The sequence below is a fragment of the Hyphomicrobium denitrificans ATCC 51888 genome, from assembly GCF_000143145.1.
Taxonomy (GTDB): domain Bacteria; phylum Pseudomonadota; class Alphaproteobacteria; order Rhizobiales; family Hyphomicrobiaceae; genus Hyphomicrobium_B; species Hyphomicrobium_B denitrificans.
The window spans coordinates 2,397,474-2,421,617 of the sequence record NC_014313.1 but is presented as its reverse complement, the minus strand read 5'-3'; the positions used below and the strand labels follow the sequence as shown (position 1 = coordinate 2,421,617).

Here is a 24,144-nt window from a genome sequence, read left to right as displayed (position 1 = left end):
GCGCTGAGATCAGACCGGCTTCAGAAGCACGTGCTTCTTCTTGCCGAGCGACAGCTTGATAACGCCGTTCGACACCGCATCGGTCGCCTTGATTACGGCCTTGTCCGACGTCACGGCCTCATCGTTGATCTTGAGCCCGCCGCCTTGAATTTGCCGCCGCGCCTCGCTGTTCGACGCAACGAGCCCGGCCTTGACGAACGCCGTCAACACGCCGAGGCCCGCGTCGAACTCTGCCGAAGATATCTCGATCGTCGGAAGGTCGGTCGCAAGCGCACCCTGCTCGAACGTTTTGCGCGCCGTCTCGGCCGCCGCCTCAGCCTTCTCGCGGCCGTGCACGAGCGCCGTCGCTTCCGTCGCGAGCGTCTTCTTCGCTTCGTTGATCTCCGCGCCGCCGAGGCTCGAAAGCCTCGCGATCTCGTCGAGCGGCAGCATCGTGAACAGCTTCAGGAAGCGCGCCACATCAGCGTCTTCCGTGTTGCGCCAGAACTGCCAGTAATCGTAGGCCGAAAGCTGCGCTTCGTTGAGCCACACCGCGCCCGAAGCGGTCTTGCCCATCTTGGCGCCCGACGACGTCGTCAGCAGCGGGCACGTCAATCCGAAAAGCTGCTCTTTGACGCCCATTCTGCGGCCGAGATCGATGCCGGTGACGATGTTGCCCCACTGGTCCGAGCCGCCCATCTGCAGATTGCAGCCATAGCGGCGATTGAGTTCGACGAAGTCGTAGGACTGCAGCAGCATGTAGTTGAATTCGATGAACGACAGCTCCTGCTCGCGATCGAGGCGCAGCTTCGCGCTATCCATCGTCAGCATGCGGTTGACGGAGAAATGCCGTCCGACGTCGCGCAGGAATTCGATGTAGTTGAGCGGCGCGAGCCACTCGGCGTTGTCGACCATCAGCGCATCGGATTTGGCGGATCCGAAAGTCAGGAAGTTCGAGAAGACGCGCTTGATGCTCTCCTTGTTGGCGTCGATCTCCTCGACCGTGCGGATCTGGCGCGTCTCGTCCTTGCCGGACGGATCGCCGACTCGCGTCGTGCCGCCACCCATCAGCGCGATCGGCTTGCCGCCCGTCTTTTGCAGCCACGACAGCATCATGATCGAGATCAGGTGTCCGACGTGCAGCGATGGCGCCGTACAGTCATAGCCCGCATAGGCGACGATGCGCCCCTCGGAGCCGGCTTTGTCGAGGCCATCGAGATCTGAGCACTGGTGGATGAAACCGCGCTCGGTCATAATCTGCAGGAATTCGGACTTCAGTGTCGGCATTGCAACTCGGAGCTTTCGTTCGGATTGCGCCCGTCTCAGGGGCAAGGCGGCGGCAACATGCACGGGAAGGTGGTTATGGGCAAGGTGATGCGCGCCATCGGCCTGATGAGCGGAACGTCGCTGGACGGCATCGACGTCGCCTATCTCGAAACGGACGGCGAAACCATCGCGAAACGCGGCCCGGCGCAGACTTTTCCCTATGACGAGCGGATGCGAGGCACTCTCGCCGCGGCGATCGCCGCAGCTGGTAACCTGACCTCGCGACGTGAGCGCCCAGCTGCGCTGTCGGAGGCCGAGCACGCGCTCACCACGCGGCACGCCGACGCCGTCGCCGAATTCTTGAGAGCATCCGGCATCGAGGCGGCGTCCATCGACGTAATCGGCTTTCACGGCCAGACGGTGCTGCACCGCCCCGACGACGGACTGACGATCCAGCTTGGACTCGGCGAGCTGCTGGCGGGCGCGACGCGCTGCCCCGTAATCTATGATCTTCGTGCGGCCGATGTCGCGGCGGGTGGGCAGGGCGCGCCGCTTGTCCCGGTCTATCATCGTGCGTTGACGGCCAAGCTTCCGCAGCGGCCGCTCGCCATCGTCAATATCGGCGGCGTCGCGAACGTCACCTGGATCGGCCGGGATGGCGCGCTGATCGCGTTCGATACAGGCCCCGGAAACGCGCTGCTCGACGACTGGATGCTACGGCGGACAAAACTCTCACTCGACGAGGACGGCGCAGCGGCGGCTCGCGGGAAAACCGACGACGAAATCGTTCGCGATCTGCTGAGCCACACGTTTTTCGCCAGGCCGTCGCCGAAGTCCCTCGACCGAAACACCTTCGCCACGCGCGCCATAGAGATGCTGTCGACCGACGACGGCGCCGCGACGCTCGCAGCGTTCACCGCGCAGAGCATTGCGAAATCGCGCGAGCATATGCCGGAAGAGCCGGAGCTTTGGATCGTCGCGGGCGGCGGACGGCGAAATCGCACGATCATGCGGCTCCTGGCCGAACGCGTGCAGCACGCCGTCGTCCCAGCCGAAGCTGTTGGCATCGATGGTGATAGCCTGGAGGCGGAGGCCTGGGGCTATCTCGCGGTTCGATCAGCCAAAGGGCTGCCGATTACATTTCCGGGCACGACCGGAGTGCGCGCACCAATGACAGGCGGCCTGCGTGCCGATCCATCGCCGGCACGCAAGACCTGATTACGAATTATGCTTGAATGCAGCGCTTTATTCGTCGTCGCTGTCGTCCTCGGTGCCGCCTGAGCTAGCAACCGGCGCGCTCTGCGCTTCCATCCGCTCGAGCTCGCGCTGACGCTGACGTTCGCGCTCACGTTCGCGTTCGCGTTCTTTGTTGCGTTCGCGATCCTGCTCGAATTGGATCATGCGCTCGTCGAGATATTTGCCGACAACGTCGCCCAGTTCTTCAGTCTTGTTCTCGAAGAAATGGTTGGCGCCGGGGATGACCTCGTGCGCGATCTTGATGCCGCGCTGGACTTTCGTCTTCACCGACATTTCCGCAACCGACGACGTCGGGACAACCCGATCGTGTTCGCCGTTGACGAGCAGGCCCGACGACGGACACGGGGCGAGGAAGTTGAAATCATAAAGGTTCGCGAGCGGCGCGACGCAGATGAAGCCGTCGATCTCCGGCCGCCGCATCAGAAGCTGCATCGCGATCCACGTTCCGAACGAAACGCCCGCGATCCAGCAGGTTTTGGCGTCGGGCTTGACGAGCTGCAGCCAATCGAGCGCGGACGCCGCGTCCGCAAGCTCGCCGGGACCGCTGTCCCACACGCCCTGACTCCGGCCGACGCCGCGGAAATTGAAACGCAGCACCGAGAAGCCGCGCGCCGCGAACGTGTGGTAAAGCGTATAAACAACCTGGTTGTTCATCGTCCCGCCGAGCTGCGGGTGCGGATGAAGGATGAGCGCGATCGGGCTGTCGCTGCTGGCTTCGTGATGATAACGGGCCTCCAGGCGACCGCCGGGACCATTGATAATCAGTTCGGGCATCGGAAAACTTCTCGGTTTGTGGTGATCGGGATCAGGCCGACTGGGCGCTCGGACACGAGGTGGCGTTCAAATCCTCGTGGCTCTGATTCTTGAACCTTGACTTCTGCACTCAGGATTTCCATAAGTTTAGAACGGTTCGAAACACTTCCTAGCTTTGTTAACGTTCAAGCCGCAAGTCAAGGCGGCTGTCTTAGCACAGTCGGGGGTATCGGACGCAAGGCAAGGATTTCGCCGCCACTTGAGGCGGCTCTAGTCCGGAGACGAATGTGGAACTGACGACCAAAGGCCGGTACGCGGTCATGGCGATGGCAGATCTCGCTGCCCACGCCGATCGAACTGCTGTTCCGCTTTCGTCAGTGGCGGAACGCCAGCATCTCCCGCTTTCCTATCTCGAACAGCTTTTCGTCCCGCTTCGCCGATCCGGTCTGGTTGAAAGCGCGCGCGGACGCGCCGGCGGCTATCGCCTCTCGAAGAAGCCCGAAGAAATTTCCATTGCGGCCGTGATGGCCGCCGTCGAGGAAGTCACGCACTTCACGCGCTGCACCGACAACGATCCGCGCTGCTCGGTTGGGACGCCCTGCCTGACGCACGGTTTGTGGAGCGCGCTGAGCAGGGCAACGTCGGAGTTTCTGGAATCCGTCAGTCTCGCCGACGTTTTGCCGGGCGGAGAATTCGCCGTGAAAGCGGCGGCGACCGCCACGGAGTCGCCTGCGCCCCCGATGCGCGCGTATCTCGACTACAACGCGACCGCGCCGCTGTGCTCGGAAGCGAAGGTGGCGATGATCGAAGCACTCGACGTCGTTGGAAATCCGTCCTCTGTTCACATGGAAGGCCGTCGCGCGAGAGGCGTCGTGGAATCGGCGCGCGAGAGCGTTGCCCGTCTCGTCGGCGCGAAGCCGTCCGAAGTCGTTTTCACCAGCGGCGCATCGGAGGCGAACGCCTGGGTCATGGCGCAGCCGTGGCAAACGATCCTGACGAACGGCATCGAGCACGACTCGGTTCTTGCTCCGGCGCGCGCGGCAAAGTGCAACGTCCTTGAACTTGCGACCGGCCGCAACGGCATTGTGTGCGTCGAACAGATCGCTGAGTACGTATTGAAGCATGGCGTGCCTCGTCCGGCCGTCATCGCGCTGCAAATGGCGAACAACGAAACCGGCGTCATTCAGCCGGTCGGTGAAGTCGCCGAATTCGCGCGCGCGCATGGCATTCTCATGCATTCCGATGCGGTGCAGGCGGCAGGCCGCGTGCCGGTGGACTTTGCCTCCCTCGGGCTCGATACGATGGCGATCTCGGCGCACAAGCTTGGCGGCCCGAAAGGCATTGGCGCTTTGATCATTCGTGACCATCTTGATCTCGTGCCGATGCTGCGCGGTGGAGGCCAGGAACGCCGCCGTCGCGCTGGGACGGAGAACGTCGCGGCGATCGCTGGCTTTGGCGCCGCGGCCGAAGCCGCGCATGCTGAACTTCGCAGCATGGCGGCGATTGAATCATTGCGCGACGATCTCGAAGCGCACATTCGTGCGATCAGCCCGCGCGCCGAGATTATCGGAGAAGCGTCGCCGCGCATCGGCAACACCATCGCGGTCGCGCTGCCGGGAAAGCTGGCGGAGACCTTGGTGATCCGCCTCGATCTGGCAGGCGTCGCAGTCAGCGCGGGCTCGGCCTGTTCGTCTGGCAAAGTCGGCGCCAGCCATGTGCTCGAAGCGATGGGACTCGGCCCCGAAATCGCGTCCGGAACGATCCGCATCAGTCTTGGGCGCGAAACGACGAAAGACGACATCGCGGCGTTTGTCGCGGCCTGGCAAGCGATTGCCGGCTCGCAGGCAATCGCCGCTTGAGGAACAATTTGGTTGAAGGGCCGCGCTTGCGGCATTGTTGAAAGAGAGACGAGAAATGGCTGCTGTTCAGGAGACGATTGATCAAGTCAAGAAGATCGACGTCGACCAGTACAAGTACGGTTTTGAAACCAAGATCGAGAGCATCAAAGCTCCGAAGGGTCTTGATGAAACGACCGTGCGCTACATCTCGGCCAAGAAGGGCGAGCCCGAGTGGCTTTTGAACTGGCGTCTCGAGGCGTTCCAGCGCTGGAAAGCGATGACCGAGCCGACGTGGGCGCGGGTGCATTACCCCAAGATCGATTTCCAGGACCTCTATTACTATTCCGCACCGAAATCGACCGAAGGCCCGAAGAGCCTCGAAGAAGTCGATCCCGAGTTGCTCGAGACTTACAAAAAACTCGGCATTCCGCTGAAGGAGCAGGAAATCCTCGCGGGCGTGTCGTCGTCGCGCGTCGCGGTCGATGCCGTGTTCGACAGCGTGTCGATCGTCACGACGTTCAAGGAAGAGCTGGCGAAAGCCGGCGTCATCTTCTGCCCGATTTCGGAAGCGGTGCGCGAGCATCCCGAGCTTGTGAAGAAGTACCTGGGCTCGGTCGTGCCGCAGTCGGACAACTTCTATGCGGCACTGAACTCGGCGGTGTTCTCGGACGGCTCGTTCGTCTACGTGCCCGAAGGCGTGCGCTGCCCGATGGAGCTGTCCACCTACTTCCGCATCAACGAAAAGCAGACGGGCCAGTTCGAGCGCACGCTGATCATCGCGGATAAGGGTTCGTACGTCTCCTACCTCGAAGGCTGCACCGCGCCGACGCGCGATGAAAATCAGCTGCACGCAGCCGTCGTCGAGCTCGTCGCTTTGGACGATGCCGAGATCAAATATTCGACCGTGCAGAACTGGTATCCGGGAGACGCCCAGGGCAAGGGCGGCATCTATAACTTCGTGACCAAGCGCGGCGACTGCCGCGGCCATCATTCGAAGATCTCCTGGACGCAGGTCGAAACCGGCTCCGCGATCACCTGGAAGTATCCGAGCTGCATTCTGCGCGGCGACCATTCGCGCGGCGAGTTCTACTCGATCGCCGTTTCGAACGGCTATCAGCAGGTCGACAGCGGCACCAAGATGATCCACCTCGGCAAGAACTCGTCGAGCCGCATCATCTCGAAGGGCATCGCGGCCGGATATTCGCAGAACACGTATCGCGGTCTCGTCTCGGCGCATCGCAAGGCGACCGGCGTTCGCAACTTCACGAACTGCGACTCGCTTCTGATCGGCGACAAGTGCGGCGCGCACACCGTGCCTTACATCGAAGCCAAGAACTCGAGCGCGCATTTCGAACACGAGGCGACGACGTCGAAGATTTCCGACGACATGCTGTTCTATTGCCAGCAGCGCGGCCTCTCGCAGGAAGAAGCGGTTGCGCTCGTCGTCAACGGTTTCGTTCGCGACGTCCTGCAGCACTTGCCGATGGAGTTCATGGCAGAGACGCAAAAGCTGATCGGCATCTCGCTCGAAGGGAGCGTTGGTTAAGCCATGTCTGAATACTGGTTCAGGCCGAAAACATATGGATATGGCGCCACCCCAATCAACTGGAAGGGATGGGCGTCGACGCTCGCATTTGCAGCTGTGATCGCCGCAATTGCAGGAGGTTTTTTACTGTCGGCAAGTGGTCGGGAGTCGCTCGATCGTATCATCCTCGGCGCTGTGCTTCTGGCCGCGCTCGTCGCCGGATTTACTTGGTTTGCACATTCGAAAACGGAAGGCGAATGGCGATGGCGTTGGGGCAAGGATTAGTCCGCAAAACGGCCGTCGCACATAACATTTGAATACGAGTTGAGAGAGAAGTCGGATGCTTGAAATTAAAAACCTGCACGTAAAGCTCGAAGACGAAGATCGCGTGATCCTGAAGGGACTTTCGCTGACGGTTCCGAAGGGCGAAGTCCATGCGATCATGGGCCCGAACGGCTCCGGAAAATCGACGCTCGCATATGTGCTCGCAGGCCGTGCGGGATACGAAGTCACCGACGGCGACATTCTCTGGAATGGTGAGTCCATTTTGGAAATGCAACCCGACGAGCGCGCCGCGAAAGGCGTCTTCCTGGCATTTCAGTATCCGATGGAAATCCCCGGCGTCGCCGGCCTGACGTTCCTCCGCACGGCGATGAACGCGGTGAGAAAGAAGCGCGGCGAAGCCGAGCTGACGACGCCCGCCTTCATGAAGATCGTCAAGGAAAAGGGCGAAAAGCTCAACATCGACGTCAACATGCTGAAGCGCCCCGTCAACGTCGGCTTCTCGGGCGGCGAGAAGAAGCGTTCCGAGATTTTGCAGATGGCGTTGCTTGAGCCGACGCTCTGCGTGCTGGATGAAACCGATTCCGGCCTCGACATCGACGCACTGCGTGTCGTCGCCGAAGGCGTCAACGCGCTTCGCGACAAGGATCGTGCGTTCCTCGTCATCACGCACTATCAGCGCCTCTTGAACTACATCGTCCCCGACAAGGTTCACGTCTTGGCCGACGGCCGCATTCAGAAAACAGGCGGCAAGGAACTCGCGCTCGAACTCGAGAAATCGGGATACGCGGACTTCACCGGCAAGGCAGCGTGACATGAACGTGGCATTGATGAAAACAAAGGCCGAGCAGGCGCTGACGGAGGCTTTCGAAGCGTCCGCCGCCAAGTTGCCGGGAAGCGCTGCGGTCAAGGCGCGGCGTGCTGAAGCCATCGGTGCATTCGGGTCTCTCGGCCTGCCGCACCGGCGCATTGAGGAATGGAAGTACACGGATCTGCGCGGCAATCTGAAGGACGTGCTGCCGCCGGCCATCCACGATGAAACCCCGCTGACGATCGCCGAATTGATCGTCGCGCTCGGGCCGCTTGCCCACGTCGATGCGCATCGTATCGCCTTCGTCAACGGCCATCACCGTGCGGAACTCGATGACTTGAGGGATGCCTCGGGCCTCGAAGTGACGACGCTCGGAAAAACGCTTTCGTCCGCGCCGACCAATGTTGCCGACGCGCTGACGAAGTCGGACGCCAACGGCGCGATCGCAGCGCTCAATGCGGCCTTCATGACCGACGGCGCCATCGTGCGCGTCGCGGACAAGGCGACCTTGGCGAAGCCGCTGCTCGTCGTGTTCGTGCGGGCCGGAAGTGCCAAACAGACCGTGACCGTTCGCAACTTCGTCTCGATCGGTGACGCTGCCACAGCAACGATCATCGAAGCGCACGTCGTGCTTCCAGGTTCCGCAATTGAATCCCAAAGCAACGCGCTCACCGAAGTCAGCGTCGGAAAAGGCGCGACCCTGCATCATGCCAAGGTCGCGGTCGATGACGGCAAATGCCTTCATCTCGCCGATTGGGACGTGGTGCTTGGCGCCGATGCAACGTATCGCGGCTTCCAGTTTTCGTCCGGCCTCGGGCTGGCGCGCAACGAGATCAACGTCCGCTACGCCGGTGAACGCGGCAAGCTCGATTTGTCCGGCGCCTACATGGCCCGCGCGCACGAGCACGTCGACACCACGCTCGTCGTCGATCATGCCGTGCCCAACTGCGAGAGCCGCGAGCTGTTCAAGGGCGTGCTCGACGATCATGGTCGCGGCGTGTTCCAGGGCAAGATCATCGTTCGGCCGGATGCCCAGAAGACCGACGGCAAGCAAATGGCTCAGGCGCTGATGCTGTCGGAGGATGCCGAATTCGACTCGAAGCCGGAGCTTGAAATCTTCGCCGACGACGTCGTCTGCGGTCACGGCACGACATCCGCCGAGCTTGATCCCGACCTGCTCTTTTATTGCCGGTCGCGCGGTATTCCGGAAGCTGAGGCGCGCGCGTTGATGATCGAGTCCTTCATCGGCGAAGCGATCGACAAGGTCGAAAATCCGGAGCTTCACACGGCGTTGATGGCGTTTGCGGTCAATTGGCTTTCAAACGCGGCACGCGGATAGGATTTTGGATGGGAAGTGAAACGAAAGTTGCCGCTGTGCGCAGCGCCGCGTCGCAATCGGGCCTCACCGCCGCGCCTTACGACGTGGAGCTTATTCGCGCCGACTTCCCGATCCTGTTTCGCGAGGTCCACGACCGCCCGCTCGTCTATCTCGACAACGGCGCATCGGCTCAGAAGCCGCGCTCCGTCATAGAAGCGATGGACTATGCCTATCGCTTCGAATACGCGAACGTGCATCGCGGCCTGCACCATCTCTCGAACGTCGCGACCGATCATTACGAGACGGCACGCGAGACGGCGCGCCGCTTTCTCAATGCCGAACATTCGGACGAGATCATTTTCACTCGCAACGCGACCGGCGCGATCAATCTCGTCGCGCGCTCTTTCGGCGAGCCGCGCATCGCCGAGGGCGACGAGATCGTCATCACGATCATGGAGCATCACGCCAATATCGTGCCGTGGCATTTTCTGCGCGAGCGCAACGGCGCGGTGCTGAAATGGGCGCCGATGACCGATCGCGGCGAGCTGCTCGTCGACAAGCTGGATCAGCTGATCACCAAGCGCACGAAGCTCGTCGCCGTCACGCATATGTCGAACGTTCTCGGCACGATCAACCCGGTGAAGGAGATCGTGCGCATCGCTCACGCCAAGGGCGTGCCGGTTCTGATCGACGGCAGCCAGTCGGCTGTGCACATGACCGTCGACGTGCGCGACCTCGATTGCGATTTCTACGTCTTCACGGGCCACAAGACCTACGGGCCGTCGGGCATCGGCGTGCTCTACGCCAAGCGCGAGCATCTGGAATCGATGCCGCCCTACGAAGGCGGCGGCGATATGATCGAGCACGTCTCCGTCGATCGCATCACCTACGCGAAGCCGCCGCATCGCTTTGAAGCCGGAACGCCCGCGATCGTCGAAGCCGTAGGTTTGAACGCGGCGCTGAACTACATGATGCAGATCGGTCGCGACCGCATCGCGCGTTACGAAGCTGAACTCGGCGCCTACGCCGCCGAACGGTTAGGCGAGCTTCCGTGGTTGAAGCTTTACGGCACGGCGCCCGGCAAAGGCGCGATCTTCTCGTTTACGATCGACGGCCTGCATCCGCACGACGTTTCGACGATCATCGATCGTTCGGGCGTCGCGATCCGCGCGGGGCACCATTGCGCGCAGCCGCTGATGGAACGTTTGGGCGTGACGGCAACCTGCCGTGCCTCGTTCGCATTGTACAACACCAAAGCCGAGGCTGACGCGCTCGTGACAGCGCTCACCAAGGCTCATGATCTCTTTACTTAAGGAGCTTCCAAAATGGACGGGAAGCAAATGACAGATGAGCGCGAAGCTTTGAAGACCGCCGTTGACGTGTTGGACACGCCAGTCGTCGCGCCGTCAGTCGACGGCAACGCGACAGCAAGCGCGGAAGCGCCTGCGCCAAGCACATCGTCGGCCTTGTCGGCGGAAGAAATCGATCGTCTGACAAACGATATCGTCGCCGCGCTGAAGACCGTTTACGATCCTGAAATTCCGGCCGACATCTACGAGCTGGGGCTGATCTACAAGGTTGAGATCGACGATGATCGCAACGTCGTCATCGATATGACGCTCACCGCGCCCGGCTGTCCGGTCGCGGGCGAAATGCCGGTCTGGGTCGAAAACGCCGTCAGCGCCGTCCCGGGCGTCGCCCACACGAAGGTCAACATCGTGTTCACCCCGCCCTGGGATCAGAGCCGCATGTCGGACGAAGCCCGTCTTGCGATCGGCATGTTCTGATGTACCTCGTATTTGGCTCGCGAATACCCATATACTTGGCCGGTTCGAACCACGGAGGCGCGCGTGCCCTCGCTTAGAATGATGCCAAAAGTCATGACGTTGACGGACGCCGCTGCGGCGCGCGTCGCGACGTTGATTGCCCAGAAGCCCGGCGTCAAGGCGCTGAAGATCGGCATCAAGAAGGGCGGCTGCGCGGGCATGGAATATACGATGACGTGGGCCGATCAGATCGGGAAGTTCGACGAGGTGATCGAGGACAAGGGCGCGATCGTGCTCATCGATCCCGCCGCGATCATGTATCTGCTCGGCACCGAGATGGACTTCAAGACGGACAAGCTCTCATCGCAGTTCGTGTTCAACAACCCGAACCAGAAAAGCGCCTGTGGATGCGGCGAGAGCGTCAATCTCGAACCGGCCCCAGCGGTGCCGGAGGGCTTCGCGCCAGCTGATCGTTAACAAACCGCTGGATCTGATGTTTTCCGAGGCGCCGCTGTTCCAGCGGCGCCTTATGTTTTTGCAATTTTTCTAGGCGTCGTTGGCGCCGCTCAAATCATGGCATCCGCTCGCGGGTGTGACCGCGCCATTCTTCGTGCACAGGGACATATGCCCGCCCATTGTGGATGATGTAGGCGTGGGAAGGGCCAACGGGCAACGTTGTGGCAGCCGGCGGCGGGGCGCCGTTGTGCTGCTCCTCGTAGAAACCCCAATTCTCGGGATCGCCGTTTGCGTAGCCCAGATAGTTAGCGCTGGCGGGCAAGCTGAAAACGCAAGCGGATAGTGCCGTCGCAGCGGCCGCGACGAGGACCTTTGTCGAGAGGATCATGGCGCCAAATTCCTTTGGCTGCAGGTCTAACCGTGCCTCTCCGCCGTCCGAAACTGGCATGTGGTGTAGGCAGACGCGCCGACTATAGGCCGGGTGGATTATCATCCCTTCGGTCGGCGGACTAGGCCGGCAACGGCGGCGCCATTGAAGACGCAGCCGATGCCGCCACGATTGGATTGAGGCGTCGCTTTGGAGTTCGAGCGCGACTAGCCTCGGCCTGGCACCTTCGCTGGGCGTGACGGCTTGCGCATGAACGCCGGAATATTCTCCGCGAATCCGACGCGTTCGTCATGCCGGGGAGCAGGTTGCGGCTTGCGAACCGGCTCGGCAGCAGGTGAACGCTCCGGCGCAGGAGCACGACGCTGCGGCGCCTTCGGCTCGTCAGTCCAGCTGTCAGCCGCGCGCGGACGCTGAGCAGTCCGCTGAGGTTTATCGCGCGGCGGCTGCTGTTCGTTCGCACGCGGACGTTCGCGTTTTGCCTGCTGGGGCGCGGGCGACGCCGCCTGCGGACGTTCAGCCTTGGCCTCTTGCTCACCGCCATGCTGCTCGCGCTGTTGCGGCGCGCCGTTGACTTTTCTCGGCTCCGGTTTGCGCGCGTCACGGCTGCCGTGCGGCCGGCCGGATTTCGCCTGCGGAGCTCCGCGTCCGCCGCGGCCCCGGCGTCGTTTGCCAGCACCCGCGATGTCTTCCTCGCTTGGAGGATCGCCAAGCCAGATCGCAGTTTCGCCGGTCACCTTCTCGATGTCCGCGACGAATTTCAGGTCGTCCGGACTGACGAGCGATGCAGAATGGCCCTCGCGTCCCGCGCGGCCGGTTCGCCCAATGCGGTGAACGTAATCGTCGGCAGCCCAAGGAAGATCGAAATTGAAGACGTGCGAAACATCCGGGATATCAAGACCGCGCGCGGCAACGTCGGACGCCGCAAGCAGCATGATTTCGCCGTTGCGGAACTTGTCGAGCGTCTCCGTACGACTCGTCTGATCCATGTCGCCGTGGAGTTCGCCGGCATTGAAGCCGTGCTTAGACAGCGATTTGTAGAGTACCGCGACATCGCGCTTGCGATTGCAGAAGATGATGGCGTTCTTGACGTTGCCGTCGCGAATGAGCTCGCGAAGCATCTCGCGTTTCGCCCAGTCTTCGCCGTTCTGGCAGTAGACGAAGCGCTGCGTGATCGTCTTCGCCGTCGTCGCCGGCTTGGCGACTTCGATGCGCGTCGGATCTTTCAGGAACTGATCGACGAGTCGCGTGATCTCGGGCGGCATAGTCGCCGAGAAGAATAGCGTCTGCCGGCGCGGCGGCAGCAGCTTGCAGATTTTCTCGATGTCCGGAATGAAGCCCATGTCGAGCATGCGGTCGGCTTCGTCGATGACGAGAATCTCGACGCCCATCAGCATCACGCGTCCGCGCCCGAAATGATCGAGCAAGCGTCCAGGCGTCGCGATCAGAACGTCGACGCCGCGATCGAGCTTTTTCACCTGATCGTCCATCGACACGCCGCCGATCAGCAGTGCGACGGAGAGCTTATGATTGGTGCCGTACTTCTCGAAGCTCTGCGCGACCTGCGCGGCAAGCTCGCGCGTCGGAGCCAGGATCAGCGAGCGAGGCATTCGCGCGCGCGCACGTCCCGTCTCGAGCCGCGTAATCATCGGAAGAACGAAAGAGGCGGTTTTGCCTGTGCCCGTTTGGGCGATGCCGAGAACGTCACGTCCGGTCAGGGCGACCGGAATGGCTGCGGCTTGAATAGGGGTGGGATTTACATATCCCGCGGCCATTACGGCCGCTTGAACCTTGGGCGAAAGCCCGAGGTCAGCGAACGTCTTGCTGTCCAACAGTCAAGGTCTCCATCTGCACAACCCAAAAACTCCGGTGCGCGAGCACCAGACGGTCGATTGAGAGCGCAGGGGGATAGGTGCCGAAAAGGTCCAAAGCCGAAATGGGAGTGCGGATCAAAATGCGTTAAAAAATGCGCAAACTCGATCCCCTGCGCTCCGGCACGCCTGCGTGCTCGCATACATCCGACTGAAGTGCAAGGAAAACTCGGTGGTTTTGCGCCGTCGGGCCGCGCGTTTCTGTCACGGCAGGAGCAGCGAGAGCCCGGTCGGACCGGACAAAGAGTGGAGCGGAGACCTCGATCCCCGCCCCGTTGGATAAGACGTGTCGCGATCAGTCTTCGAGCAGCCACCGGCCGACGACACCACCGATGACGCCGCCAAGGATCGGCGCAGCCCAGAACACCCAAACCTGCGACAGCGCTTCGCCGCCAGCGTAAATCGCCGAGCCAAGACTACGGGCCGGGTTCACGGAAGCGTTCGAGATCGGAATCGCCATCAGGTGGATCGCAGTAAGCGTCAAACCGATCGCCACCGGAGCCAGCAGAGCAGGGCCGTTCGCGCGCGTTACGCCCATGATGACGATAAGGAAGAATGCCGTCAGCACGGTCTCGAGAATGAAGACTTCGCCGAGGCTCGCCTTGAGCATCGACAGTTCACCATAACCGTTCGCAGCGAACGTCGCACCGGTGTGGCCGACGAGGGAGAACACACCGCACGCCGCCAGCGCACCGACGACCTGCGCGATGATGTAAGGCACGGCCTTGCTTGCTTCGAAACGGCCGCCCGCGACCAGCCCGAGCGTTACGGCCGGATTGAAATGACCGCCTGAGATTTGGCCTACCGCATATGCCATCACCATCACCGTGGTGCCGATCGACAATGCAACGCCGAGAATACCGGCTGCGCCGGCGGGCGCTCCGAATGAGTAAAAGGCAGCGCCGAGAACGGACGCCATCAGCATAAAGGTGCCGAACACTTCGGCTGCGATCGCTCTGCTATTCATGTAATATTTCCCTCTGGGGCAATGTCTGCGCGCACCACGACTCTCTTGATTCGAATCATTGACGCGCTGAATAAGTTTAACTGAGTTCGGAATATAGAGCGAGCAGGCCGACACGAGGACGGGTTTAATCAAACTGAGAAAAAGCGTTGGAATCCCGTCACAAACCGAGAATTGCTTATTTGTCATGTCAGCTGAATTGATTTTCTGATTGGTGCTCCGAGGCGTAACGTGCATTCAGCAACGGCGCGAAGCGCCTTGTGACGACCGCGTCTGTAAAGGCTCTTCTGACTGGCCGAGGGTTTTCGACAGATGACTGCAAACGCCTTTGCGAAGACCGAGCTGATAGCTGAAACCGCAGTTGCGCCCGGCGCGGCACGTCCGAAAGGGCAGCGGCGAGGCGAAGCCATTCGCGAATTGAAAAAGCGCGATAACTCCACGAATTTCTATCATATTGGCGTCGTCTATTTGGTGATCGCTGCCGCCATTGGTGGTGCGGTCTGGAGCTATCACGCCGTCGCCGCAGCAGGACTGGAGTGGTGGTGGAATATTCCCGCGACGCTCGTCGCGATCGTGGTGATCGGCGCCTCCCAGCATCAGTTCGGCGGCGTCATCCACGAAGGCACGCATTTTATTCTTTTCGAGAATAAAATCTTGAACGAGCTGACTTCGGATTGGTTGGCGGCGTTTCCGATCTATACGTCGACCTTTCATTTCCGCTTGCATCATCTCGCGCATCACCAGTTCATCAACGATCCGGTCCGCGATCCCGATTGCGCGCAGCTGCACGATAGCGGCCACGATCTCGATTTCCCGATTACGCATTTCGAGATGCTGGCGGCGCTCGGCAAGCAGCTGTGGCTGCCGAATTTGTTCCGCTACACGATCGCGCGCGCCCGCTATAGCGCGCTCGGGACCGTCAACAACCCATACGTCGATCGCGAAAAGCGCGGCGAAAAGCTGCCGACGCTGGCGGGAATACTTTACGCCGTCGCAGCACCAGCCTTGGTCATTCCTCTGGTTCGATCAGGTCACGGCGCGTTGGCGTTTGCCGCGCTTGGCGCGCTGACCGCGCTCGTCGTGACGTACTTCGCGCGCCTCGACGAGAACAAACTTCCGCACGCGCATGTCGAAACGGTCGTTTCGCATCGGACGACGAACATCAGTCGCGTCGCATACATGGCGATGCTGTACGCGGCGCTGACTGCCATCGAAGTCGGCGGCTACGGACAGGCGTGGCGCTACTTCGCGCTGCTGTGGGTCGTGCCGTTGTTCACGACGTTCCCGCTGTTCATGATCATGCGCCAATGGGTGCAGCACGGAAACGCCGATCGTGGGCGCTATACGAACTCGCGCGTGTTTCTCGTCAATCCGTTCATTCGCTATGCCGTGTTTCCGTTCGGTATGGACTATCACCTGCCGCATCACATCTATGCGTCCGTCCCGCACTACAAGCTGCAAGGTTTGCACGAGCTGTTGCTGCAGGAACCCGAATACCGCGAGAAAGGCGTCGTGGTGGAAGGCTACTTCAACTCGCCGCATGGCGAGACCGAGGGGCGCAATCCGACGGTCGTAGAGGTGCTCGGAGAGAAGTACGCGCCGAAGGTCCAGGAAGACGTCTACGTCGACACCTCGACGCTCGAATATGCGAAAGTTCGCAATCCCGACGCCATCGCGCGCGAGAACGAAGCCTCAGCCAAGGGCAAGTGAGGCCCTCAGCCATTCCTTCTTACATCGGAAGAAGGTGGCCGAAGACCGGACGAGGGGGCGACGAAAGAAACTTCGCTTAGGAACGCGGACTAGATGTCTAGATCCTTCGCGAACGCCGCGCGCTCCTGAATGAACCGGAACCGCGCCTCGGGCTTCGATCCCATCAGCGAATTCACGACCTCGGACAACATATCGCGTTCGCCTTCGCCGATCGCAACGCGCAGCAGCGTGCGCCGCCGCTTGTCCATCGTCGTTTCCTTGAGATCCTTGAAGTCCATCTCGCCGAGACCTTTGAAGCGTGTGACTTTCGGCTTCTTGTTCTTGAATTGCGTCTCGATGAGCTGATCGCGATGCGCCTCGTTGCGCGCATACGCAACGTCGGACTTGTCTGAGATTTTGTAGAGCGGCGGCACGGCAAGGAAGAGATGGCCGTTCTCGATCAGCTCCGGCATCTCTTGATAGAAGAACGTAATCAGCAGCGACGCGATGTGCGCGCCATCGACGTCGGCGTCCGTCATGATGATCACGCGCTCATAGCGCAGATCTTCATCGCGGTATTTTGCGGCCGTACCCGCGCCGAGCGCCTGGATGAGATCGGCGAGAAGCTGGTTCTGGGAAAGCTTCGCGGACGAAGCATTCGCGACGTTCAAAATCTTGCCGCGTAACGGCAGAATAGCCTGCGTCTCGCGATCGCGTGCGCTCTTGGCGCTGCCACCGGCCGAGTCGCCCTCGACGATGAAGATTTCGGTGCCCGCAGCTTGCTGGATCGAGCAATCGGCAAGCTTGCCCGGCAGACGCAGCTTGCGCGTCGCCGACTGCCGCCCGACTTCTTTTTCGCGCCGCCGCTTCAGACGTTCTTCCGACTGGTCGACGGTCCACTCGAGCAGCTTCGTCGCCTGCTGCGGCGAATCCGCGAGCCAGTGATCGAAGGCGTCGCGCACCGCCGCCTCGACGATCTTCGTCGCTTCGACCGTCGCGAGCTTGTCTTTCGTCTGCCCCTGGAACTCAGGTTCGCGGATGAAGACGGACAGCGTCGACGCCGCCGTGCTCATCACGTCTTCGGACGTGATCTGCTGCGCCTTCTTGTTTCCCGTCAGCTCGCCATAGGCGCGAAGCCCTTTATAGAGAGCCTGCCGCAGCCCGTTCTCGTGCGTGCCGCCTTCGGCCGTCGGAACCGTGTTGCAATAGGAGAGCGAGAAACCGTCCTCGTCGGAAATCCAGGCGACCGCCCATTCGACCGAGCCGTGACCGCCATCTTTTTCGATGCGACCCGAAAAAATATCCTTCGTGACGCGCGTGCGGCCGTCGATTGACTCAGTCAGATAGTCGGCGAGGCCGCCGGGGAAGTGGAAAACGGCTTCAGACGGCGTATCGTCCTTGATCAGTTCCGGCGCGCACTTCCAGCGGATCTCGACGCCCGCGAAAAGATAAGCCTTGGCGCGCGACATTTTCAAAAGCCGCGACGGCTTGAATGCCGCGCCTTTGCCGAAAATCTTCTCGTCCGGACGGAAACGAACCTTGGTGCCGCGCCGGTTCATGATCGAACCGAGCTTTTCGAGCTTCGTCTGCGGAATACCGCGCGAAAAGACCATCCGATAAAGCTGCTGGTCGCGCGCCACCTGCACTTCGAGCGTTTCCGAAAGTGCGTTGACGACGGACACGCCGACGCCGTGCAGGCCGCCCGACGTATTGTAGGCCTTCGAGTCGAACTTGCCGCCCGCGTGCAATACGGTCAGCACGACTTCGAGCGTGCTGAGGCTCTTGTTTTTCGGATACGGGCCGACCGGAATGCCGCGGCCGTTGTCGGTGACGGCGAGGAACCCGTCAGCGGAAAGCTCGACCTCGATCCACGTCGCATGACCGGCGACCGCTTCGTCCATCGAGTTATCGATCACCTCGGCGAAGAGGTGATGCATCGCCTTCTCGTCCGTGCCGCCGATGTACATGCCGGGGCGGCGGCGAACAGGCTCCAGGCCTTCGAGCACTTCGATGTCATGCTCGCTGTAACCCGCGCTTTCGGCGGGCTTACGGGCGCGCGACGATTTTTCAGTCATTTCGCTGTCGAATTCCGAAAAGAGATCAATCTGCGATCGGCCCATGAGCAATCCTCAATCATGTCACGCCGACAGGCACACGCCGGAACCCGAAAGCCCCTGAAACGGCCTGACGCACGACAGCAGAACCGCTGAGGCGAATCTTGGAGACGTCCTTATAGACCGAGCCGCGCCCGGTGCCACCACACCCAATATGCTTTGTGGCCGAACCGCCACTTAAGGTTGGCTTCCGGCTGCGACATTGTCGATAAGCCGCGTCTTTCCGAGCCACGCGGCGGCCAGAATACGCAGCGGTTTTCCCGGAACCGTGGCGGCGCTGAGCGTCGCGGCGTCGCGCACGTCGATATAGTCGACTTTCGTGAATCCCGCCTCCACGAGGCGCGCCGTCGCGTCCGTCGTCACGACGCTGAACGGCGTCCCGGCGGCGATTCTTTCGGCCGCCTCGGTGATCGTCGCATAGAGAGCCGGGGCGATCGCGCGCTCCTTCTCCGAGAGGTAGGCATTGCGCGACGACAGCGCCAGACCGTCCGCTTCGCGCACCGTCGGCGCGGCGATGAGCGTCAATGGCATATTGAGGTCGTCGACCATCTGTCTGAGCACCGCGAGCTGCTGGAAGTCCTTTTCGCCGAAGATCGCGACGTCGGGCGTGACCTGGTTGAAAAGCTTCGCGCACACTGTCGCGACGCCGTCGAAATGGTGCGGCCGGAACGCGCCTTCGAGATCGGCCGATGCGCTGCCCGCTTTGACGCCGGTCGAGAACCCTGCTGGATACATCTCATCCACGCCCGGAGCCCAGACGAGATCGGCGTCGGCCTCCGCGAGCTTGGCGACGTCACCGGCTTCATCGCGTGGATAGCGCGCCAGATCCTCATGCGGAGCAAACTGCGTCGGGTTGACGAAGATCGACACGACGACCTTGTCGGCGCGGTCCTTGGCCTGCCTCACCAGCGAGACATGCCCCGGATGCAGCGCGCCCATCGTCGGCACCAGCGCGATCGTTTTGCCGGAGCGGCGCCAGTCGGCCGTCGCCTGTCTCAGGTCCCGGACGGTGGAAACGATCTTGACGGAATGGCTCACGACGCGCGCCTTATTTTTGCTGAGACTCGAGGCAGTTCCTGCCGCCAGACGAGGCAGCCCGTCAAGAGATTTGGGGAGGGAAGGCGTCGCGAGCAGGGCAGCGGACATTTTCGCGATCTGCTATGCTCAGGTCAGCAGGCGAATCGTCGGACAGCGTCTGGATACAGCGGGTTACAAAGAATGGTCGCGGCATTGCGGCATGAAGATTTACAGCGGGCGCTCCCTCCACGGGATGAACTTTCCGCGCAATACCTGGCGGATGAACCGCGTCTCGTCGGCGCCCTGATCGAGCGCGCTTTCTTCGCCGAGGACGAGCGCCGCCGCATCGCCGACGTCGCGCGCCGGTTGGTTCACACCGCCCGCGCAAACAAGGCCGATCACTCCGGCGTCGACGCCTTCATGCACGAATACGGCTTGGCGACGGACGAGGGCGTCATTCTGATGTGCCTCGCCGAGGCGCTACTCAGAATTCCCGACACCGAAACCGCGAACGCGTTCATCGCCGACAAGATTTCCGGCGGCGCCTGGGACAAGCATCTCGGCCAGTCGGACAGTCTGCTCGTCAACGCCTCGACCTGGGGCTTGATGCTGACGGGTCGCATCGTAAAGCTCAAAGAGGCGAAGGGCGCCAATCCGCTGCAGGCGCTGAAACGCCTCGTCGCGCGCTCGGGCGAGCCGACGATCCGCCTCGCCGTGCGCCAGGCTGTCCGCTTGCTCGGCGAGCAATTCGTGCTCGGCTCGACGATTGAATCCGCGTTGTCGCGCGCCCGCGGCTTTGAGGAAAAAGGCTACCGCTTCTCCTATGACATGCTGGGCGAAGCCGCGCGCTCCGAGCGTGATGCTGAGCGCTATTTCCAGCGCTACATGGCGGCCATCGACGCTGTTGGAAATGCGGCGCCGCCATTCACGGCAACCAACGTCGATGCGATCTTCGAGCGGCCGTCGATCTCGGTGAAGCTGTCGGCGCTGCATCCGCGTTTCGAGCCCGGCAAGGAACATCGCCTCCACGCCGAACTCGCGCCGCGTCTTCTGACGCTCGCGCGCGCTGCACGGGCCAAGGGCCTTGGGCTGACCATCGACGCCGAGGAACAGGATCGTCTCGACATCACCGCCGGAATGTTCGGCGAGATGCTCGTCAACCCGCAACTCGACAACTGGAACGGGCTTGGTCTTGCCGTGCAAGCCTACGGCAAGCGCGCCATTCCGCTCATTCGCTGGCTTCGCAGGCTTTCCGAGCAGACCGGCAAGCGCATTCCGGTACGGCTCGTCAAAGGCGCGTATTGGGACAGCGAAATCAAATGGGCGCAGGAGCGCGGCCTCGAAGATTATCCGGTGTTCTCGCGCAAACTGCACACGGACGTGTCTTATCTCGCCGCGATGCGTTTGCTGATTTCGGAGCCGGTCGCCTTCTATCCGCAGTTCGCGACCCACAACGCCCACAGCATCGCATCGGCGTCCGTCGCGGGCGGCGCGATCGAATTTGAATACCAACGCCTGCACGGCATGGGCGAAGCCCTCTACGAGCAGATCGTCGGCGTCGGACAGTTCGGGCGTCCCTGCCGGATTTACGCGCCCGTCGGCGGACACGAGGATCTGCTCGGCTATCTGGTTCGCCGGCTGCTCGAAAACGGCGCCAACACATCGTTCGTCAATCGTTTGGGCGACGATGAAACGTCCGTATCCGACATCATCGCTGACCCCGTCGAGATCGCCGACCGCGAATATACCTCCGGCGACCGGCCCGTGTTGCTGACCCGCCCGCGCGACATATATCTTCCCGAACGCAAGAACAGCGCTGGCCTGCCACTCGTCGAGGCGAGCGTTCGCCAGTCGCTTCTCGCCGATATCGGCAAGGTGCTGAAAACGCCCTTCGCAGCGGGACCGATCGTCAATGGCACGGCGACGACGGCTGGCGATGCAGCAGCGTTTGCAGTCTCGCCGCATGATCATCGCGAGCGCATCGGATCGGTGCGGCTCGCAACGCCGCAAAATCTCGAAGATGCGATCACGAGCGCCCGCAACGCGTTCGTGCGCTGGGAACGAACGGACGCGGCCGAGCGCGCTCGCATCCTCGAAACGGCTGCCGATCTTTTCGAACGTGATCGCGCGACGCTTTTGGCGGCACTGATCCGCGAAGCCGGAAAAACGCTCGACGCCGCGCAGGCCGAGATTCGCGAGGCGGTCGATTATCTCCGCTATTACGCAGTCGAAGCGCGGCGATTGTTCTCAAACGCAATCCGCCTTCGCGGCCCGACCGGCGAAGACAATACGTTGACGCTCAGGGGGCGTGGACCGTTCGCCTGCATCTCGCCGTGGAATTTCCCGATCGCGATCTTTACAGGACAGATCGCAGCGGCGCTCGCAGCCGGAAATTCCGTCATCGCGAAGCCTGCGGAGCAGACGCCGATTGCCGGCTACCTCGTCGTCAAACTTCTGCACGAAGCCGGAATTCCGCGCGATGTGCTCCATCTCGTCACCGGCGGCGGCAAACTTGGCGAAGCGCTCGTCAAGGATCAGCGCATTGAAGGCGTCGTGTTTACCGGCTCCGGCGAAACGGCTTGGGCCATCCAAAAATCACTGGTCGACCGGCGCGGCGAGATCATTCCGTTTATTGCAGAGACCGGCGGCATCAACGCGATGATCGCAGACTCATCCGCGCTGCCTGAGCAGGTGGTGCGCGATGCCGTTCGCTCCGCGTTCGACAGCGCCGGACAACGCTGCTCGGCCGCGCGCATCTTGTTCGTTCAGGATGAAAGCGCGTCGCGAATCCGTTCGATGCTCGCTGGCGCGATCGAGGCGCTCGACGTCGGCGATCCGCTCGACTACGCGACCGACATCGGTCCCGTCATCGACGAGACGGCGCAGGATGCGCTTGAAAGCCACAAAGTTCGCATGCAGCGCGAAGCGCGCGAGATCGTCGACCTCGCGATGCCCGAAGCTTGCCGCGCCGGAACATACGTCACGCCCGCGCTGTTCGAGATCGATCGTCTCGCCAAACTGGACCACGAGGTCTTCGGACCGATCCTGCACATGATCCGCTATCAGCGCGATCATCTCGACAAGGTCGTCGCGGCGCTGAACGCCACCGGCTATGGCCTGACGCTTGGGCTCCACAGTCGCATCGAAAGCGTCGCGCAATACGTGTCCGAGAACGCGCGCGTCGGAAATCTTTACATCAATCGCAACCAGATCGGCGCCGTCGTTGGCGTCCAGCCGTTCGGCGGCGAGGGCCTTTCCGGTACCGGTCCGAAAGCGGGCGGCCCGAACTATCTTCTGCGCTTCGCAACGGAACGCACGCGCTCGACCGATATCACCGCGACCGGCGGCAACTATACGCTGCTGAGCGGCAAAAGCCCGACGGGCTCATAGGCACGCCGGTCATCCACTGCCGCACCGAAATGCCTATCATCGTTTCGAAGGAACAATATCGGGCACAGCAATGTTGGCGTGTGTGATCGGCAACTGCTCAGGGCGTTTGCCGGTTTCGTCATCCACTTATCACAGCCAATGTTAGGACTGCCGATGTCCGTCGTCGCGGATGCGAGAGGAACGACCGAACCGGGCGCAACGGTCAAACGCGATCAGTGGCCTTTGGCGTCGGTCAATTTCTTCATGGCCGATTTCCTCGCTGGTATAGGCCCTTTTCTTGGCGTCTTCCTTCTCGCGCACGGTTGGCAGAGTGGTTTGATCGGCACCGTCATGACGATCGGCGGCGTCGCAGGAATGCTGATGACGATCCCCGCCGGCGCGTTCATTGACGCGACACGCCATAAGCGCGCGGCTGTTATCATTCCGGCCATTTTTACGATCTCGGCGTCCGCCATCATTTTGCTGTCGCAAGAATTCTGGGTCGTTGCGACGTCGCAAGTCGCGACCGCCATTGCCGGAGCCGTCATTGGGCCGTCCGTCAACGCCATGACGTTGGGCATCGTCAAGCAGGCCGGTTTCACTCGCCAGAACGGCATCAATCAGGCATTCAACCATGCCGGCAACGTCGTCGGCGCCGGTCTGTCCGGATTGCTCGGATGGAAATTCGGTTATCCCGCCGTCTTCATTCTCGCAGCTGTTTTCGGACTGCTGACGATCATCTCGGTTCTCATGATCCCGGCGAGCGACATCGATCATGGCGCGGCCCGAGGAGCAATCAACGACGACAAGAACGGTAAGGTCAGCGGCTTCCAGGTTCTGCTTGAATGTAAGCCGCTGTTGGTCCTCGCCGCAGCGCTCGCAGCATTCCATCTCGGCAATGCGGCGATGTTGCCGCTCTATGGCATGGCGGTCGTATCCGACGGGACGATCAACGGTCCGGGTTTTGTCGCCATCACGATCGTTGTCGCGCAAGCGACGATGATCGTTGCCTCGATCGTCGCCATGCGCATGGCGGAAGCCCAGGGTTATTGGCTGGTCCTGTTGATCTCATTCCTTGCGCTTCCCCTGCGAGGACTGATCGCGGGAAATCTCATCGTGCCGTGGGGCGTATATCCGGTTCAGATCCTCGACGGCGTCGGCGCAGGACTGCAGAGCGTCGCAGTCCCAGGGCTCGTCGCACGAATTTTGAACGGCACTGGGCGCATCAACGTTGGCCAGGGCGCAGTGATGACGGCCCAGGGCATCGGCGCAGCATTGAGCCCCGCGATCGGAGGCTGGATCGCTCAAGTCTTCGGCTACGAAGCGATGTTCTACGTTCTCGGCGGCTTCGCGCTTCTGTCGGTCGGCCTTTGGCTCGCTTTCGCGTCATTCTTGAAACCGGCATGCGTGGGAAACGCCGGATCGGAAACGTGTGCCGACACGTCCTCAGCAAATCCCGGGGCCGAGAGTGCCAGCGGATGATT

19 protein-coding genes are annotated in these 24,144 nt (G+C 61.7%); 12 read left to right on the top strand and 7 right to left on the bottom strand.

Annotated elements, in window-relative coordinates:
- Positions 1-9 precede the first annotated feature (9 nt).
- Positions 10-1,266, bottom strand: a complete 1,257-nt coding sequence (gene tyrS, locus HDEN_RS11660; RefSeq protein WP_013216318.1) for a tyrosine--tRNA ligase — start codon at positions 1,264-1,266, stop codon at positions 10-12.
- Positions 1,267-1,323: 57 nt separating this feature from the next.
- On the opposite strand from tyrS, the gene HDEN_RS11655 reads away from it, so the two are divergent.
- Positions 1,324-2,463 carry an anhydro-N-acetylmuramic acid kinase gene (locus HDEN_RS11655; RefSeq protein ID WP_013216317.1) on the top strand — a complete coding sequence of 380 codons (1,140 nt, stop codon included), beginning with the start codon at positions 1,324-1,326 and terminating at the stop codon, positions 2,461-2,463.
- A gap of 27 nt (positions 2,464-2,490) precedes the next feature.
- On the opposite strand, the gene HDEN_RS11650 is transcribed toward HDEN_RS11655, so the two are convergent.
- Positions 2,491-3,276: an alpha/beta hydrolase gene (locus HDEN_RS11650; protein WP_013216316.1), complete on the bottom strand. Its 786-nt coding sequence runs from the start codon at positions 3,274-3,276 to the stop codon at positions 2,491-2,493.
- A 266-nt stretch (positions 3,277-3,542) separates the two neighbouring features.
- Here HDEN_RS11650 and HDEN_RS11645 point away from each other — a divergent pair, with 266 nt between their 5' ends.
- The 8 genes from HDEN_RS11645 (at position 3,543) to HDEN_RS11610 (ending at position 11,272) form a co-directional block, all read left to right on the top strand.
- Positions 3,543-5,114 carry an aminotransferase class V-fold PLP-dependent enzyme gene (locus HDEN_RS11645; RefSeq protein ID WP_013216315.1) on the top strand — a complete coding sequence of 524 codons (1,572 nt, stop codon included), beginning with the start codon at positions 3,543-3,545 and terminating at the stop codon, positions 5,112-5,114.
- A 55-nt stretch (positions 5,115-5,169) separates the two neighbouring features.
- Complete coding sequence (gene sufB / locus HDEN_RS11640) at positions 5,170-6,639, top strand: Fe-S cluster assembly protein SufB (RefSeq protein WP_013216314.1); 1,470 nt, start codon at positions 5,170-5,172, stop codon at positions 6,637-6,639.
- Between the two features lie 3 nt (positions 6,640-6,642).
- Entirely contained in the window at positions 6,643-6,903 is a 261-nt protein-coding gene (locus HDEN_RS11635; RefSeq protein WP_013216313.1) for a hypothetical protein, read from the top strand.
- 55 nt (positions 6,904-6,958) lie between these two features.
- Positions 6,959-7,714: a Fe-S cluster assembly ATPase SufC gene (gene sufC, locus HDEN_RS11630; RefSeq protein ID WP_013216312.1), complete on the top strand. Its 756-nt coding sequence runs from the start codon at positions 6,959-6,961 to the stop codon at positions 7,712-7,714.
- A 1-nt stretch (position 7,715) separates the two neighbouring features.
- Positions 7,716-9,050: a Fe-S cluster assembly protein SufD gene (gene sufD, locus HDEN_RS11625; protein ID WP_013216311.1), complete on the top strand. Its 1,335-nt coding sequence runs from the start codon at positions 7,716-7,718 to the stop codon at positions 9,048-9,050.
- 8 nt (positions 9,051-9,058) lie between these two features.
- On the top strand, positions 9,059-10,342 hold the full coding sequence (locus HDEN_RS11620; RefSeq protein WP_013216310.1) for a cysteine desulfurase: 1,284 nt from the start codon (positions 9,059-9,061) through the stop codon (positions 10,340-10,342).
- Positions 10,343-10,354: 12 nt separating this feature from the next.
- Entirely contained in the window at positions 10,355-10,816 is a 462-nt protein-coding gene (locus tag HDEN_RS11615; RefSeq protein ID WP_013216309.1) for an SUF system Fe-S cluster assembly protein, read from the top strand.
- A gap of 93 nt (positions 10,817-10,909) precedes the next feature.
- On the top strand, positions 10,910-11,272 hold the full coding sequence (locus tag HDEN_RS11610; RefSeq protein ID WP_041922017.1) for a HesB/IscA family protein: 363 nt from the start codon (positions 10,910-10,912) through the stop codon (positions 11,270-11,272).
- A gap of 94 nt (positions 11,273-11,366) precedes the next feature.
- On the opposite strand, the gene HDEN_RS11605 is transcribed toward HDEN_RS11610, so the two are convergent.
- The 3 genes from HDEN_RS11605 to HDEN_RS11595 form a co-directional block, all read right to left on the bottom strand.
- On the bottom strand, positions 11,367-11,639 hold the full coding sequence (locus HDEN_RS11605) for a hypothetical protein (protein WP_013216307.1): 273 nt from the start codon (positions 11,637-11,639) through the stop codon (positions 11,367-11,369).
- Positions 11,640-11,845: 206 nt separating this feature from the next.
- The gene (locus HDEN_RS11600) at positions 11,846-13,468 is read right to left on the bottom strand and encodes a DEAD/DEAH box helicase (RefSeq protein WP_013216306.1); all 1,623 of its coding nucleotides are present in this window, start codon (positions 13,466-13,468) and stop codon (positions 11,846-11,848) included.
- 334 nt (positions 13,469-13,802) lie between these two features.
- Positions 13,803-14,474 (bottom strand): aquaporin, encoded by a 672-nt coding sequence (locus tag HDEN_RS11595; RefSeq protein WP_013216305.1) that lies wholly within the window; start codon positions 14,472-14,474, stop codon positions 13,803-13,805.
- A gap of 309 nt (positions 14,475-14,783) precedes the next feature.
- On the opposite strand from HDEN_RS11595, the gene HDEN_RS11590 reads away from it, so the two are divergent.
- Positions 14,784-16,181, top strand: a complete 1,398-nt coding sequence (locus HDEN_RS11590) for a fatty acid desaturase family protein (protein ID WP_013216304.1) — start codon at positions 14,784-14,786, stop codon at positions 16,179-16,181.
- A gap of 89 nt (positions 16,182-16,270) precedes the next feature.
- On the opposite strand, the gene parE is transcribed toward HDEN_RS11590, so the two are convergent.
- Both parE and panC read right to left on the bottom strand, forming a co-directional pair.
- Entirely contained in the window at positions 16,271-18,280 is a 2,010-nt protein-coding gene (gene parE / locus HDEN_RS11585; RefSeq protein WP_013216303.1) for a DNA topoisomerase IV subunit B, read from the bottom strand.
- Positions 18,281-18,451: 171 nt separating this feature from the next.
- The gene (gene panC / locus HDEN_RS11580) at positions 18,452-19,312 is read right to left on the bottom strand and encodes a pantoate--beta-alanine ligase (RefSeq protein WP_013216302.1); all 861 of its coding nucleotides are present in this window, start codon (positions 19,310-19,312) and stop codon (positions 18,452-18,454) included.
- A gap of 180 nt (positions 19,313-19,492) precedes the next feature.
- Between panC and putA the strand changes: the two genes are divergently transcribed.
- Positions 19,493-22,681 carry a bifunctional proline dehydrogenase/L-glutamate gamma-semialdehyde dehydrogenase PutA gene (gene putA, locus HDEN_RS11575; RefSeq protein WP_013216301.1) on the top strand — a complete coding sequence of 1,063 codons (3,189 nt, stop codon included), beginning with the start codon at positions 19,493-19,495 and terminating at the stop codon, positions 22,679-22,681.
- Positions 22,682-22,834: 153 nt separating this feature from the next.
- Positions 22,835-24,142: an MFS transporter gene (locus HDEN_RS11570; protein WP_013216300.1), complete on the top strand. Its 1,308-nt coding sequence runs from the start codon at positions 22,835-22,837 to the stop codon at positions 24,140-24,142.
- Positions 24,143-24,144 lie beyond the last annotated feature (2 nt).

Excerpts from the sequence above, each read along its gene's own strand:
- tyrS (WP_013216318.1), bottom strand. The coding sequence starts at position 1,266 with ATGCCGACACTGAAGTCCGAATTCCTGCAGATTATGACCGAGCGCGGT.
- HDEN_RS11655 (WP_013216317.1), top strand. The coding sequence starts at position 1,324 with ATGCACGGGAAGGTGGTTATGGGCAAGGTGATGCGCGCCATCGGCCTG.
- HDEN_RS11650 (WP_013216316.1), bottom strand. The coding sequence starts at position 3,276 with ATGCCCGAACTGATTATCAATGGTCCCGGCGGTCGCCTGGAGGCCCGT.
- sufB (WP_013216314.1), top strand. The coding sequence starts at position 5,170 with ATGGCTGCTGTTCAGGAGACGATTGATCAAGTCAAGAAGATCGACGTC.
- HDEN_RS11635 (WP_013216313.1), top strand. The coding sequence starts at position 6,643 with ATGTCTGAATACTGGTTCAGGCCGAAAACATATGGATATGGCGCCACC.
- sufC (WP_013216312.1), top strand. The coding sequence starts at position 6,959 with ATGCTTGAAATTAAAAACCTGCACGTAAAGCTCGAAGACGAAGATCGC.
- sufD (WP_013216311.1), top strand. The coding sequence starts at position 7,716 with ATGAACGTGGCATTGATGAAAACAAAGGCCGAGCAGGCGCTGACGGAG.
- HDEN_RS11620 (WP_013216310.1), top strand. The coding sequence starts at position 9,059 with ATGGGAAGTGAAACGAAAGTTGCCGCTGTGCGCAGCGCCGCGTCGCAA.
- HDEN_RS11615 (WP_013216309.1), top strand. The coding sequence starts at position 10,355 with ATGGACGGGAAGCAAATGACAGATGAGCGCGAAGCTTTGAAGACCGCC.
- HDEN_RS11610 (WP_041922017.1), top strand. The coding sequence starts at position 10,910 with ATGACGTTGACGGACGCCGCTGCGGCGCGCGTCGCGACGTTGATTGCC.
- HDEN_RS11605 (WP_013216307.1), bottom strand. The coding sequence starts at position 11,639 with ATGATCCTCTCGACAAAGGTCCTCGTCGCGGCCGCTGCGACGGCACTA.
- HDEN_RS11595 (WP_013216305.1), bottom strand. The coding sequence starts at position 14,474 with ATGAATAGCAGAGCGATCGCAGCCGAAGTGTTCGGCACCTTTATGCTG.
- HDEN_RS11590 (WP_013216304.1), top strand. The coding sequence starts at position 14,784 with ATGACTGCAAACGCCTTTGCGAAGACCGAGCTGATAGCTGAAACCGCA.
- parE (WP_013216303.1), bottom strand. The coding sequence starts at position 18,280 with ATGGGCCGATCGCAGATTGATCTCTTTTCGGAATTCGACAGCGAAATG.
- putA (WP_013216301.1), top strand. The coding sequence starts at position 19,493 with ATGGTCGCGGCATTGCGGCATGAAGATTTACAGCGGGCGCTCCCTCCA.
- HDEN_RS11570 (WP_013216300.1), top strand. The coding sequence starts at position 22,835 with ATGTCCGTCGTCGCGGATGCGAGAGGAACGACCGAACCGGGCGCAACG.